At 68.2% G+C, this 12,804-nt stretch carries 9 protein-coding genes and 2 tRNA genes; 6 read left to right on the top strand and 5 right to left on the bottom strand.

Annotated elements, in window-relative coordinates; all coding sequences use genetic code 11:
• Window positions 1–90: 90 nt before the first annotated feature.
• Entirely contained in the window at window positions 91–2,202 is a 2,112-nt protein-coding gene (locus F0U63_RS35325; RefSeq protein ID WP_395836959.1) for a 7TM diverse intracellular signaling domain-containing protein, read from the bottom strand.
• Between the two features lie 410 nt (window positions 2,203–2,612).
• Between F0U63_RS35325 and F0U63_RS35320 the strand changes: the two genes are divergently transcribed.
• On the top strand, window positions 2,613–2,831 hold the full coding sequence (locus tag F0U63_RS35320; RefSeq protein ID WP_395836957.1) for a hypothetical protein: 219 nt from the start codon (window positions 2,613–2,615) through the stop codon (window positions 2,829–2,831).
• A gap of 138 nt (window positions 2,832–2,969) precedes the next feature.
• Here F0U63_RS35320 and F0U63_RS35315 read toward each other — a convergent pair.
• Window positions 2,970–3,046 (bottom strand) — tRNA-Asp (locus F0U63_RS35315).
• Between the two features lie 23 nt (window positions 3,047–3,069).
• Window positions 3,070–3,141: transfer RNA gene (locus tag F0U63_RS35310), tRNA-Val, on the bottom strand.
• Between the two features lie 194 nt (window positions 3,142–3,335).
• Between F0U63_RS35310 and hemE the strand changes: the two genes are divergently transcribed.
• The 3 genes from hemE to fadJ all read left to right on the top strand — a co-directional run bounded on the left by hemE (window position 3,336) and on the right by fadJ (window position 8,079).
• On the top strand, window positions 3,336–4,373 hold the full coding sequence (gene hemE / locus F0U63_RS35305; RefSeq protein ID WP_395836955.1) for a uroporphyrinogen decarboxylase: 1,038 nt from the start codon (window positions 3,336–3,338) through the stop codon (window positions 4,371–4,373).
• A 161-nt stretch (window positions 4,374–4,534) separates the two neighbouring features.
• Window positions 4,535–5,839 carry an acetyl-CoA C-acyltransferase FadI gene (gene fadI, locus F0U63_RS35300; RefSeq protein WP_395836953.1) on the top strand — a complete coding sequence of 435 codons (1,305 nt, stop codon included), beginning with the start codon at window positions 4,535–4,537 and terminating at the stop codon, window positions 5,837–5,839.
• Entirely contained in the window at window positions 5,839–8,079 is a 2,241-nt protein-coding gene (fadJ, locus tag F0U63_RS35295) for a fatty acid oxidation complex subunit alpha FadJ (RefSeq protein WP_395836951.1), read from the top strand. The genes fadI and fadJ overlap by 1 nt, the downstream gene beginning before the upstream one ends.
• A 62-nt stretch (window positions 8,080–8,141) precedes the next feature.
• Here fadJ and F0U63_RS35290 read toward each other — a convergent pair whose 3' ends face one another.
• Entirely contained in the window at window positions 8,142–10,067 is a 1,926-nt protein-coding gene (locus F0U63_RS35290; RefSeq protein WP_395836949.1) for a CocE/NonD family hydrolase, read from the bottom strand.
• A gap of 120 nt (window positions 10,068–10,187) precedes the next feature.
• On the opposite strand from F0U63_RS35290, the gene F0U63_RS35285 reads away from it, so the two are divergent.
• Together F0U63_RS35285 and F0U63_RS35280 are read left to right on the top strand one after the other, a co-directional pair.
• On the top strand, window positions 10,188–11,318 hold the full coding sequence (locus F0U63_RS35285; protein ID WP_395836947.1) for a hypothetical protein: 1,131 nt from the start codon (window positions 10,188–10,190) through the stop codon (window positions 11,316–11,318).
• Complete coding sequence (locus F0U63_RS35280) at window positions 11,315–11,983, top strand: class I SAM-dependent methyltransferase (protein ID WP_395836945.1); 669 nt, start codon at window positions 11,315–11,317, stop codon at window positions 11,981–11,983. The genes F0U63_RS35285 and F0U63_RS35280 overlap by 4 nt, the downstream gene beginning before the upstream one ends.
• On the opposite strand, the gene F0U63_RS35275 is transcribed toward F0U63_RS35280, so the two are convergent.
• A complete protein-coding gene (locus tag F0U63_RS35275; RefSeq protein ID WP_395836943.1) occupies window positions 11,956–12,804 on the bottom strand; it encodes a carbohydrate deacetylase in 849 nt (282 codons plus the stop codon). The two genes, F0U63_RS35280 and F0U63_RS35275, sit on opposite strands and share 28 nt — an antisense overlap.

Below are 12,804 nucleotides of genomic sequence, written 5' to 3'. Positions count from 1 at the left end.
GCGCCTCGCCATTTTGAAGCCGTCGCCACCCACGGCTACGCTTCGCAGGGGCCGCGGCGCCGAAGCACAGGCCTCCCCACCTTCTTGTGCTCATGCTCCTGCTCCACTTGGGGCAGCACGCGAGGGGAGAAGGGGCAAGGTAATGACGAAGGTGGTTCCCTTGTGCTCCGTGCTATCAAACTCCAGCGTGCCCGCATGCCGTTTGGTGATGATGCCGTAACTGAGCGATAGCCCGAGCCCGACCCCTTCCCCAGGTGGCTTGGTCGTGAAGAACGGCTCGAAAATCCTTTCACGCGCCGCAGCTGGAATCCCGGTTCCGTTGTCCTTGATGCGAATCTCCACATGGCCGTCCCCTCCGTGAGTGGAGACGCGAATGGTCGGGACATATCCGTTGGGCGCTCTCTTGTGCTGCTCGCCGACAGCATGGAAGGCGTTATTCAGAAGGTTGAGCAGCACCCGCCCCAGTTCCTGGGGGACGACATCAACCGGGGACAGTCCTGGATCCAGCAGGGTCTCGACCGAGACGTGGAAGCCGGACCGCTGGCTCCAGGTGCCGTCGTGGACGAGTTCGATGTGCTCTTCAATGAGCCGGTTGAGGTTGGTCCTGCACCACTCTCCCGGCCGCGCGGTTGCATGGTCCAGCATGCCGCGGACGATTTCATTCGCGCGCCCTCCATGCTCGGCAATCTTCTGGGCTGACTGTCTGCAATCGCTGGTGAGCATCTCCAGGACAGCCTGTTTGTCTGCTGGCAGGCTTTTGACCTCTTGCAACAGCTCATCCATCATCTCCAGCAGCGAGAGCGAGAAGTTGTTGATGAAATTGAGCGGGTTCTTGATTTCGTGTGCGACTCCCGCCGTCAGTTTCCCCAAGGAGGCCATCTTCTCGGCCTGGACGAGCTGATCTTGCTTCCGGAGGATCTCCTCGTTGGCCTGCCGGAGTTCGATGTTCCGCAACCGGTGGATTTCACCCTCGAGCGCCTGGCGCCTGGCAAGCTCGTTCTCTTTCTTGGCTTCGCTGATTCGATTCGCCAGCGCGAGCGCGAATAGAATCATTTCCACCGCCGAACCCGTCAGCATGAGGTGCTGGGTAAAGATGTTGTTGGGCACCCACCCATTGTTGACGAAGGGAACGAGAATACCTGCTACGCCGAGCATGCTCCAGCCAGCGAGGAAGAAGCGCGCCGGTTGGAAGCCACGCCTCCAAACGGCGATAGGAACGATGAACATCAGCGGGCTGTACATCAGCGCCAGGACGCTCAGCGTGATTTGTGATACGCGAGCGGGTACGAATACAGCCAGGGCCGCGGAGATGCTGCTGACCGCGACCAATACGAGCACCGCCCGGTCCAGCCTGGGCACCGTTCTGTGGGTATGCAAGAACGAGCGTGCGAACAGCGCACCGAAGATGCACCCCAGATGCCCAAAAGCAGGCCAGAGCCGAGCCCACCAGGTGCCCGCTTCGGGAAAGTATGTATGGCCAACCGCCTTGAAGGCCAGCCCGATGAAAGCGCCAAAGAAAATGATGTAGAGGATGTAGTAGAGGTACGCCAGGTCCTTCAGGAAGAAGTACAGGATGGTGTTGAGCAGCACCATGCTGGCCAGGATGCCGACGTAGATCCACCATGGAATAAAACGATCCGCGTTTTCTTGTATCAGCCTGTCGCTCGTCAGGATGGCCGCGGGTATCGCCACGATGGAAGACGTTTGAACGCGGATGTAGACGGTGAGCGGTTCCGTGTTGGTCTCGGGCAGGTGGAAGACAGGGTCGCGGTGAGGGATCTCCCGCTCTGCCCATGGAACCAGCACCCCAGCGCGCCGGACATCGAAAGACCCGCCTGGCCGCTGAAAGTAGACGTCTACATGCTCCAGGTTCGGGTCCCTCACCGCCAGGCGCCAGCGTCGCTCTGGCGACTGATCCTTTTTGAGATAGGAGAAGCGCACCCAGTAGGCGCTGCGAGAGAAGCCGTATTTGGGCAGGTCCACTGGCGAGCGGATGAAGCGATGGGCGAACTCGGCCCGAGATACCTCCTCGATGGTCAGTGCCCCTGACTCATCCTCCAGCACGGACATGTGCTTCCCGACGTACCAGATGTCCTGGGTGCCCTCGACCACGACATCCGGTGGAGCCGCCAAGGCGGCGGACACGTGGATGAAGAACAGGAAGAGCGCGATGAGCTTGGGGCTCCCCAAGTACTTCACCATGGGATTGAGCACGGAGCTGGGAGCGGGGGGGCCACATGCTGCTCGCTCCGCCACGCTGTATCTTCCTGGAAGACGCCACATTCATGGCGACATTACCAAGAGACGCATCCCGCCCCCATACGCCGGGGCTGGCGCGGAGGGGCCGAGGAGGGCCGCTGACCGGGGCCGCCCGAGCAGCGAGCCTGATTGGTGGGAGAGGCTGCTCGGCCCCTCGCGGTCCGCTGCCGCTCCGCCGCCTGGGTGGCGGCCAGGCCCAACTCAATCGTCGCGAAATGCCGAACAGTTCCTGGAGTGTGGCGACCGTCAACGCGTAACTGGACCGCGGCGACCGTCAACGCGTAACGTGATCCGGCTCCGAAAGGAGCGTCAATGATGTCGTGCTGCTCCAACCATCGAAAGGGAGTGTTCTCGTGAAGCTCAAGCTGCTCACCGTGTCCCTGGCCGCGTTCAGCGTCTCATTTGGAGCCACCGCGGCGTTTGGGGCCACTGAGGCGGTGGGCGATCTGATCGTCTGCTCAGGTGGCGTTTATTGCGAGGACGTGCGTCTGGAATGCATTGCCTCCGGCAACAGCCAGACCCTTTGTGATCGGCAGTGGCGCTTCTGCGTGCTCGACGCCTGCCCGCAGTAACCCGGAGGCGGCGCTGGCGCGCCGACCGTCGCCGCGATGCTCCGGGCCGGGTCGCCGGCCTTCGCCCGGGGCGCGGTTGAAGGGTAGGGGGCCGGAAAAGCGAAGGGCCCGGAACCTTTCGATTCCGGGCCCTTCTATTGGCGAGGAGTACGGGACTTGAACCCGTGGCCTCCGGCGTGACAGGCCGGCGTTCTAACCAACTGAACTAACTCCCCACAGCGACTTCACTCGACTGACTTGGGCGGAACAGGGATTGAACCTGTGACCCTCGCCTTGTAAGGGCGACGCTCTACCGCTGAGCTATCCGCCCTCTCGCGCGTCACCGCGTTGCGACGGGGCGGCTTTTATCGAGCCCACCCCGACCCTGTCAAGCATACCTTTTCCGGGGACGATTCATTCCGGGCCCGCCCGTCACGGGCGTTGACCGGGACGATTCCTCCTGTGACAACCCTCGCCCCCCGCTCGCCCCCCGAGGGACCTGGGGTGCCACCCGGAGTGTCCACCTTGAACGACCGCCTCCTTCGCGCCGCCCGCCGCCAGCCCACGGACACCACCCCCGTGTGGCTCATGCGCCAGGCGGGCCGCTACCTGCCCGAGTACAGGGCCATCCGCGGCAACATCGCCTTCCTCGATCTGTGCAAGCACCCGGACCTGGCCGCCGAGGTCACCGTCCAGCCCGTCACCCGCCTGGGCGTCGACGCGGCCATCATCTTCTCCGACATCCTCATCCCCGTGGAGGCCATGGGGATTGAACTGGAGCTGGGCGACAAGGGGCCGCACTTCCCCAACCCCGTGCGCTCCGCCGCCGACATCGAGCGGCTCGCCGTGCCCGACCCCGTCCAGGGCACCGGCTTCGTCGCCGAGGCCATCCGCCGCACCCGGCGCGCCCTCAACGACTCGGTGCCCGTCATCGGCTTCTGCGGCGCCCCCTTCACCCTGGCCGCCTACATGGTCGAGGGCGGCGGCTCCAAGAGCTACATCCTCATCAAGCGCATGCTCTTCGAGCAGCCCCAGCTCGTCCACACGCTCTTCGACAAGCTCACGCGCACGCTCATCCCCTACCTGCTCATGCAGGTGGAGGCCGGCGCGAGCATCGTGCAGATCTTCGACTCGTGGGGCGGCGAGCTCTCCCCGTGGGACTACGAGCGCTTCTGCCTGCCGTACCTCACGCGCATGGTGAAGGAAGTGCAGGCCAAGGGCGTGCCCGTCATCGTCTTCGGCACCGGCATGTCCAACCACCTGCCGCTGCTCAAGCGCACCGGCGCGGACGTCATCGGCCAGGACTGGCGCACCCCCCTCGACGAGGCCCGCCGTGTGCTCGGCCCCGACGTGGCCGTGCAGGGCAACCTGGATCCGCTCCACCTCTTCCTGCCGCGCGAGGAGCTGGAAGCGCGCGTGGTGGACATCCTCCGGCGCGCGGGGCCCGTGGGCCACATCTGCAACCTCGGCCACGGCATCCTCCCGCCCACCGATCCCGAGGCCGCGAAGTTCTTCGTGGATGCCGTCCACAAGCACGGCTTCGCGCTGCGCCAGTCCCCGTGAGCGGCCGGGTTGTGTGATGCCGGACACCCCGGAGTCCCCCTCTCCAGGCGGGCCCCGGGGCAGGGGAGCGCGGGGTTGATTCCAGAATCAATCTCCCGTTGACGCGCCGCACCACCGCTCATTAGATGGGCCTCACCCCCGCAGGGAAAGGTGAGGCACACATGTCACGCGAGCAGCAACGCAACGGTCACCGCAGGGTGGCCATCGTCCGCGGATTGCGGACGCCCTTCACGAAGGCGGGTACGGACTTCGCGCGGCTCACCGCGTTGGACCTGGGCCGCATCGTGGTCCAGGAGCTGGTGCAGCGCTCGGAGATCGATCCGCAGGAGATCGATCAGGTGGTGTTCGGGCAGGTCATCCCCACGCTCACCGCGCCGTCCATCGCGCGCGAGGTGGTGATCGCCGCCGGGCTGCCGCGCAAGATCGATGCCTTCACGGTGTCGCGCGCGTGCGCCACGTCCATCCAGGCGATGACCACGGCGGCCAACGCCATCGCCCTGGGCGAGGCGGACGTGGTGCTCGCCGGAGGCACCGAGTGCATGTCGGACGCGCCCATCTTCACCAGCCGTCCGCTGGCCCAGGCGCTCATGGCCGCCTCCAAGGCGAGGGATCTGCCCGGCAAGCTCAAGGCCTTCCAGGCGCTCAAGCCGGGAGATCTGGTGCCCGTGCCCCCAGCGATCGCCGAGCACTCCACCGGCATGACCATGGGCGAGAGCGCCGAGAAGATGGCCAAGGAGAATGGCATCTCGCGCGCCGAGCAGGATCAGATCGCGCTCGCCTCGCACCAGAACGCCGCGCGCGCCTGGAAGGATGGCTTCTTCGACTCCCACGTCATGCACGTGGTGGTGCCGCCCAAGTACGAGAAGGTGGCGGACAAGGACAACATCGTGCGCGCGGACACGAGCCTGGAGTCGCTCTCCCAGCTCAAGCCCGTGTTCGACCGCAAGTACGGCACCATCACCGCGGGCAACTCCTCGCCGCTCACCGACGGCGCCGGCGTGCTGTTGATGATGAGCGAGGAGAAGGCGAAGGCGCTGGGCCTGGAGCCGCTCGGCTACCTGCGCTCGCACGCCTTCGCGGCCACGGACCCGGGGGATCAGCTCCTGCAGGGCCCCGCCTACGCCGTGCCGGTGGCCCTCAAGCGCGCGGGCCTGACGCTCGCGGACATCGATCTCGTGGAGATGCACGAGGCGTTCGCCGCCCAGGTGGCGAGCAACCTCCAGGCCCTGGCCTCCAAGGAGTTCGCCAAGAAGGCCGGCTGGAGCGCGCCGGTGGGCGAGGTGGATCGCACGCGGCTGAACCTGTCGGGCGGCTCGCTGTCGCTGGGACATCCCTTCGGGGCCACGGGGGCGCGCATCGTCACCCAGGCCCTGCATGAGCTGAAGCGTCAGAACAAGAACACGGTGCTGTGCACCGTCTGCGCCGCCGGTGGCCTCGGTGCCGCGGTGGTCCTGGAGCGTGCGTGATGGGTGCCATGGTTGCTCAGGAGTCCGAGGTGAAGCAGGGCCTGTCCTTCCAGCTCGAGGGGGAGATTGGCCTCGTGGTGTTCAACCAGGTGGACGAGCCGGTGAACACGCTCTCGCCCCCGACGGGCGCGGCGTTCGCGGCGCTGCTCGACCGGGCGGAGAAGGACGCCGCGGTCAAGGCGCTCGTCTTCATCTCCGGCAAGAAGGACAGCTTCGTGGCCGGAGCGAAGATCGACTTCCTCCAGACCATCAAGACGGCCGCCGAGGCCACCGCCACGTCCCGGGACGGGCAGCGGGTCTTCGACAGGCTGGAGGCCTTCCCCAAGCCGGTGGTGGCGGCCATCCACGGCGCGTGCCTGGGCGGCGGCCTGGAGTGGGCGCTCGCGTGCCACTACCGCATCGCCACCGACAGCCCCAAGACGACGATCGGTCTGCCCGAGGTGCAGCTGGGGCTGTTGCCCGGCGCGGGAGGCACCCAGCGTCTGCCGGCGCTCATCGGCGCGCAGGCCGCGTTGGATCTCATCCTCGCGGGCAAGACGGTGAAGCCCTCCAAGGCGAAGCGGCTGGGCATCGTGGATGAGGTGGTGCCCGTGCCCATCCTGCGCGAGGTGGCGCTGCGGCGCGCCCGCGAGCTGGTGGACGGGTCGCTGAAGGTGGAGCGCTCGCACGGCCAGGGGCTCAAGGCGGTGGCGCGGCAGGGCAAGAAGGGGGGCCTCGGCGGGCTGCTGCTGGGGCTCGCCAACAAGGAGATGTGGACCGAGGTGGCGCTGGAGGACAACCCCCTGGGCCGCAAGGTGCTCTTCGATCAGGCGAAGAAGCAGCTGCGCAAGAAGACGCGCGGCAAGTTCCCCGCGCCGGAGAAGGCGCTCGAGGCCATCCGGGTGGGTCTGGAGTCCGGCCGCGCGGCGGGCCTGGAGGCCGAGGCCCGGCTCTTCGGCGAGCTGGTGGTGTCGGATGTCTCCAAGCGGCTGGTGGAGATCTTCTTCGCCACCACGGCGCTCAAGAAGGAGAACGGCACGGACAAGGCCGACGTGAAGGCGCGCCCGGTGAAGAAGGTGGGCGTGCTGGGCGGCGGGCTGATGGGCGGCGGCATCGCCTATGTCAGCGCGGCGCTGCAGGGCGTACCGGTGCGCGTGAAGGACAAGGACGACGCGGGCGTGGGCCGAGCCCTCAAGCAGGTGCAGGGCATCTTCGACGAGCGCGTGAAGCGGCGCTCGCTCACCTCGCGTGAGTCGGCGGCGAAGATGGCGCTCGTCACCGGCGGCACCGACTACAGCGGCTTCAAGAACGTGGACGTGGTCATCGAGGCCGTCTTCGAGGACCTGGCGCTCAAGCGCCGCATCCTCGGCGAGGTGGAGGCCGTCACGCGCGAGGACTGCATCTTCGCCTCCAACACCTCGAGCATCCCCATCACCCAGCTCGCCGAGGGCGCGCGCCGGCCCGCGCAGATCATCGGGATGCATTACTTCAGCCCGGTGCACAAGATGCCCCTCCTGGAGATCATCACCCACAAGGGCACCGCGGATTGGGTGACGGCCACGTGCGTGGAGATCGGCAAGAAGCAGGGCAAGACGGTCATCGTCGTCAACGATGGGCCGGGCTTCTACACCTCGCGCATCCTCGCGCCGTACATGAACGAGGCCGCGTACCTGCTGGCCGAGGGCGCCGACATCGCCGAGTTGGACCGGGCGCTCGTGGAGTTCGGCTTCCCCGTGGGGCCCATCACCCTGCTGGACGAGGTGGGCATCGACGTGGCGCAGAAGGTGGCGCCCATCATGGAGGCCGCGTTCGGCAAGCGCATCGCGGCGCCCAAGGCCTTCGACAAGGTGGTGGCCGACGGACGGCTCGGCCGCAAGAACAAGAAGGGCTTCTACACCTACGACGGCAAGAAGAAGGAGGTAGACACCTCCGTCTATGAGCTGCTGCCGCATGGCCGTGAGCGCAAGCACCTGGACGCCCAGGAGATGGCCGAGCGGTGCGCCCTGCAGATGGTGAACGAGGCGGTGCGCTGCCTGGGCGAGGGCATCCTGCGCAGCGCGCGGGACGGCGACGTGGGGGCCATCTTCGGCCTCGGCTTCCCGGCGTTCCTCGGAGGCCCCTTCCGCTACGCGGACAGCCTCGGGCCCGCCGAGCTGTTGCGGCGCCTGGAGCACTACCACGACAAGTACGGCGAGCGCTTCGAGCCCGCGCCGGCCCTCGTGGAGAAGGTGAAGGCGGGCGGGAAGTTCTACCCGGCCTGAGGCTCGCTGGCGCCGGGGCGGGAGGCCGTGACGAGGGGCCTCCCGCTCCCGCGCGGGACGTTTCAGTCGTCCAGCGCGGGCAGCACCCCCACCTTGAGCGAGCTGGGGTGCTGTGCCGTGTGGTGGACGCGGTGGAAGGCGCGCACGAAGTCCTCTTCCTTGGCCTCGAAGATGTTGGGCACGAAGGTCTGCGGGTTGCGGTCGATGAAGGGGAACCAGCTCGACTGCACCTGGATCATCACGCGGTGCCCCCGCTTGAAGGTGTGCAGCACGTCGTTGATGGTGAAGCGCACCCGCGTCACCTCGCCCGGCGTGAAGGCCTTGGGCTGGGAGTAGCTCTCGCGGAAACGGCCACGGAAGGGCTCGCCCCGCACCAGCGTCTGTTGGTGGCCCCGATCGATCGAGCCCGGGCCCTCGTCGTGGCCTGGTGAGGCGCCGGGCAGCTTGCCGGGATTGACGTCGATGAGCTTCACCACCCAATCCGCGTCCGAGCCGGTGGTGGACACCCACAGGTCCGCCTCCAGGGGGCCCGCGAGCGTCAAATCCTTCTCCAGCGGCGCCGTCTGGTAGACGAGCACGTCGGGGCGGTGCGCGGCGAAACGCTGGTCCTCGGTCATGTAGTTCTTGGCCCAGCCGGTGGTGAGCTCCTGCGTGTAGGGCACGGGCCTGGCCGGGTCGCTCACGTACTCGTCGAAGGACTCGCCCGTGGCGGACGGGGCCTGGAAGGCGAGGGCGCCCTTGGGCTGGAAGTACAGCCGCTGCTCGCGCACAGCCTTGGGCGGCCAGGTGTCGAAGCGCCGCCAGCGGTTGGCGCCGGTCTCGAAGAGCGTGGCCTCGGACAGGGCGGGAGCCTCACCGCCCTTGAGGTGGTGCTTGAAGAAGGTGAAGCCCAACTCCTGGTAGAGCGGGCTCGTGGGGAAGCCGAAGTCCGCGTCCCCCAGCGACGAGCCGTCCGTGCGCATCCATCCGCCATGGATCCACGGCCCCATGAGCAGGGAGTTGGAGATGCCTGGGTTCTGCTTCTCGATGGCGGCGTAGGTGCGCAGCGGCCCGTAGAGGTCCTCGGTGTCGAACCAGCCGCCCACCACGAGCACCGCGGCCTTGATGTTCTTCAGGTGGGGCAGCAGGTTGCGCGACTGCCAGAAGGCGTCGTAGTTGGGGTGCGCGGCGAGGTCCTTCCAGAAGGCGACGTCGCCCTTGAAGTAGCGCGTGTCCGCGTTGCCGAGCGGGCCGAGCTCGAGGAAGAACTGGTAGGCGTCGGGAGTGCCGTGCTCGAAGCGCTTCCACTCCTCGCTGTCGGTGGGCTGGGGCCGGGGCAGGCCGAAGCCGGAGAAGAAGTTGAAGGCCAGCACCAGGTTGAAGGCGCCGTGGCGGTGCATGTCATCCCAGAACCAGTCGGCGATGGGCGCCTGGGGGGAGATGGCCTTGAGCGCCGGGTGCGAGTCGATGGCGCCCGCGGACGTGTAATAGCCGGGGTAGGAGATGCCCCACTGGCCCACGCGGCCGTTGTTGCCCGGCACGTTCTTCACCAGCCACTCGATGGTGTCGTAGGTGTCGGTGCTCTCGTCGGTGTCCTTGGGGCCCTTCTTCGCGGCCAGGTGCGGCCGCATGTTGACGAACGTGCCCTCGGACATGTGCTGCCCGCGCACGTCCTGGAAGACGAAGATGAAGCCCTCCTTCTCGTAGGCGGCCGTGGGCCCGAGCCGCGCGGGGTAGCGGTCCGTTCCGTAGGGAGCGACGGAGTAGGGGGTGCGAACGAGCAACACGGGGTAGCGCTTGCTGGGGCTCGCGTCGTTGGGGACGTAGACGGAGGTGAAGAGCTTCGTGCCGTCGCGTACCGGGACGCGGTACTCGAACTTGGAGTAGTTCGCGCGGAGGTACGCGGCGCGCTCGTCGACGGAGGGAGAGGCCCTGGGAGGCTGGGCCCACGCGGGCGCGGTGAGCGCGAGGAGCGCGAGCAACGGGAGGAGGCGGAGTGAGGGGTGCATGCTCTGTCCTGGAGAAGGCGCGGCATTGTCGGTGAACGGGGACGGGGCGGAAAGCAACACGTGATGCCGGACGCGGCCCGTCTTGACCGGAGCGCTTTTCTGGATGATGCCTGCGCCGCCATGGAACGTGCCCCCTACCGCGCCCTTTCCCTCGTCATCTTGTGCGCGTTCGTCGCGTGCGCGGCAGCCGTGGGCGCTGGGGAGTGGTACTACCAGCACCACCGCGTGCCTCCGGGTCCCGAGACGGACCTCCTCGGGTACGTCATGGGCGGGTGGTACGCCTATGACTCTGGCTGGTACTCGCACATCGTCGAGCACGGCTACTTCTACAGGCGCGGGGAGCAGAGCTCGGTGGCCTTCTTCCCCCTCTATCCGCTCGTCGTGCGGGCCGTGTACTGGCTCGGGCTCGACGTGCACCAGGCCGGGGTGCTGGTGACGCTGTTGTGCGGGCCGCTCTCCGTGCTGCTCTTCCTGCGCTGGGCTCGCACCCGGGTGGAGCCCACCACCGCCTTCCAGGCCGCGTTGCTGCTGGCGCTCTACCCCTTCACCTTCTTCATCTACGGGGTGATGTACTCCGACGCGCTCTTCATCCTGGTGGTGGTGGCCGCCTTCATCCTGCTGGAGGAGGGGCGCCTGGGTCCGGCGGTGGTGCTGGGCGCGCTCGCCACGGCGGCACGGCCCGTGGCGCCCGCCGTGGTGGTGGGGCTGCTGGCTCGCCGGCTCGAGTGGAAGCGCGAGCGGGGGCTGCCCTGGACGGCCGTGGATCTGCTGCCCCTGTTGTCCGCGCTCGGCTTCGTCTCCTTCATGCTCTACCTGCAGTGGCGCTTCCAGGAGCCACTCGCCTTCGCCAAGGTGCAGGCCGCATGGGGGCAGGTGCCCGGTTGGCGCTCGTGGCTCAAGGTGTCCTGGTTCAAGAGCGTCTTCTCTCCGGAGTCCACCCCGGACTTCGTCCTGTGGATCTGCCTCCACGCGGCGCTGAGTCTGGGAGCGCTCGCCCTGGTGTGGCCCACCTTCAAGCGCCTGGGCTGGGGCTATGGCGCGTTCTGCGCCGTCATGGTCGGCATTCCCGTCGTGTCCACCAAGGATTTCATGGGCATGGGGCGCTACCTCCTGTCCGCCTTTCCCCTCTTCCTCACCGCCGCGGTGCTGCTGCGCGAGCGCCCCCGGCTGCGTCGGGGCATTCTCGTCGTGAGCTCGGTGTCGCTCCTGCTGCTCTCCACCGCCTTCGGCCTGAACTACTACTTCTCGTGAACGCCCCACTCACTCCCACCCTGTCCCTCTTCTCCCACCTGCCCCCGGGCGAGCGCTTCCACGTGCACGCCCGGGCCTTCTCGGCTCCCCTGGAGGCGGTGGCCGCCCGGGTCCCCCCCGGGGGCCGCGTCGCCGAGGTGGGCTGTGGCCATGGTCTGCTCTCCGGCCTGCTCGCCCTGGGCGATTCCCGGCGCCACGTGCATGGGGTCGATCCCGACCCACGGAAGATCGCCTGGGCGCGGAAGGGGCCGGGGACGCTGCCGAACGCGGTGTTCGAGGTCGGGAGCGTGGAGTCCCTGGCCGCCGGACAGGCGGGCGGGTTCGACGCGGTGGTGGTGTGTGACGTGCTGTACCTGCTGCCCCTGGAGCGCTGGCCGGACTTCCTTCGCGACGCGGCGCGGCTGCTGCGCCCGGGGGGGCGGCTGCTGGTGAAGGAAGCCGAGGGCGATGGCTCCTGGAAGCACCGCAAGTGCCTCGCGCAGGAGTGGGTGATGGTGAAGGTGCTCGGCCGCACGAAGGCGGGCGGCGCGCTGGTGCTCCAGCCGCGGCACGCGATGGATGCGCTGCTGCGCGACGTGGGCCTGCACCTGCTCGAGACGGTGGAGCTGGGCGCGGGCTACACGACGCCCCACATCCTCTACGTGGCGGAAGCCAGGGCGCCGTAGGTGGTCAGCTCCACCCCGGCGCGCTGGAGCCGGGCGCGCACGCGGGGGCTGGTGAGCGCGTCCAGCTCGGACTGCCAGCCATAGGTCCACTGAGGATCCTCCGGCACATGCGGGCGGCCCTCGCCTGGGTGGCAGCCCAGCTCGAAGTCCCCGGGTGGCAGGGCGTCGAGCAGCGACAGGAGCGCGGCCTCGTCGAGCTGGCCCGCCTCGAAGACGCCGCCCGCGCTCACCCGCCGCACGCCCGGTGGCGGCCTGGGCGCGCTCCGGGCCAGCAACGTGAGCAGCGACGTCTTCACCGCGGCTCCGGGCGCCCGTCTCCAGGCGAGCCGGGGCAGCCGGTCCGGCCAGCGCAGGGGCAGGCGCTCACGCCGCGCCAGCGCCTCCACGACGGGGCGCACGCCGGGCAGCAGGTGCAGGTGCTGGTGCATGTCGAGGTGATCCACCTCGGCGCCCAGCTCCCGGGCCCGGGCGAGCTGCGCGGCCAGCTCGCGCTCCAGCTCCTCGCGGCGCACCCGTCCGGTGAGCCACGCGCGCGCGAAGTCCGCCCAGCCCGAGCGCAGACGCCCGCCGGGCGCGAGCGTGGGGACGCAGGCGGGAGGCGAGACGGGGGCGAGCCGGGTGCACACGGCGAGGTGGACCCCCAGGGCGAGTCCCTGGGCTCGCGCCTGACGCACCGCCTCGGGGGCACTGGGGCCCATGACGAGCACGGTGGCGCTGGTGACGATGCCCTCGCGGTGGGCGCGCAGGATGCCCGCGTCCAGGGACGGGTGCAGCCCGAGGTCGTCCGCGTTGACGACGAGGCGTGTGGGCGCGTGCTTCAC

The organism is Cystobacter fuscus, from assembly GCF_044360685.1.
Classification (GTDB): Bacteria; Myxococcota; Myxococcia; order Myxococcales; family Myxococcaceae; genus Cystobacter; species Cystobacter fuscus_C.
Note: the sequence above shows the minus strand (reverse complement) of the source record. Positions and strands in the feature narration are given on the sequence as shown.